This is a genomic window from Psittacicella gerlachiana, from assembly GCF_003585965.1.
GTDB classification, from domain to species: Bacteria; Pseudomonadota; Gammaproteobacteria; order Enterobacterales; family Psittacicellaceae; genus Psittacicella; species Psittacicella gerlachiana.
This window is the reverse complement of record NZ_NRJF01000256.1, coordinates 1-1,077: the sequence shown is the minus strand read 5'-3', so window position 1 is coordinate 1,077 and position 1,077 is coordinate 1. Positions and strand designations below refer to the sequence as shown.

The 1,077-nt window shown below is 37.8% G+C and carries 1 protein-coding gene; it reads left to right on the top strand.

Features of this window, described 5'->3' with window-relative positions:
• The coding region (locus tag CKF59_RS07360; RefSeq protein WP_147397148.1) for a PP-loop family protein at positions 1-1,077 on the top strand (1,077 nt) is incomplete at both ends.

Below are 1,077 nucleotides of genomic sequence, written 5' to 3'. Positions count from 1 at the left end.
TCTCTTGCCTCTAGCTATAGCTCCTCTAGCAGGTTTAAATCTCAATCATAAAAGTTTAAATTCCCAACTTAATTTAGAACACTACATGCAAGTATCCAGTGCAACTCAAGTCCAAAGTCAAGAACATTGGGGGCAAACGCTAGAGTTATGGCAGGATTTATTTGCTGACAATCTGAGCGAGATAAGAATTTCTCATATAGATCATGGGCTCCAAGCTCTTGCCCAAAATTGGCAAGAATTTTGTCAACTTTATACTCATGATACGCAAAAGTTATTAGAGCAATTACAAGAGATCTATACGCAATTAAATGAATTAATGAGCTTTAATCGCTATGCAGAATTGACCTTGACAGGGTTTAGCAATGCTTGTAAATTCTATGATCCTACCCTAACAAGTGCACTTCAAGAATTTAGTTTTGCCCATTATTGCAAACTGGACTTGTGGCAGTGGCAAGAAACCACTAGTTCCCAAGTTCAATATAGCCAAAACCTTAAACTTTACTTAAGTCATGTCAATAATACCGAACAGCAAGCACGGAATTATCGTTATGCTTTACAATATTGGCGTTTACAACAGCAAGCTCAATCCTGCAATCATACGCGAGCACTCTTAATGGTTGCTCATCAAGAGCAAGATCTATACGAAACCTACGCAAGTAGCATTTTACGTCTTTATCCTCAAGCTTCGAAGTTTAATCTTGAGATTTTAGCGACCTATACTCAAGAAGTAAAAGAGAAACAAGTAACTCCAATTTTTCGGGGATTACAAAAGGTTACCTATGAATTAAGTTCGCAATATACACCTCTAGCTTTACAACACCAAGAACAAGCAATTACTATTGCCAAGCTAAGACCACTTCTACATTTAAATCTTGAGCAAATAGAGCAAACTTTAACTCTCATTGGTACTTTAGCAGTTGTTGATCCTATGAATACCGAGACTCACTATACTCGGGTTGCCGTGCGTCAAGCTTTTGCTCAACAACCGCAACTACTAAAACAGGTGGCTCAAAGTTATCAACAAAATTTCGCTTGGGGACAAGAATTACAACAACAAAATCTTGCTTTGCTTGCTCA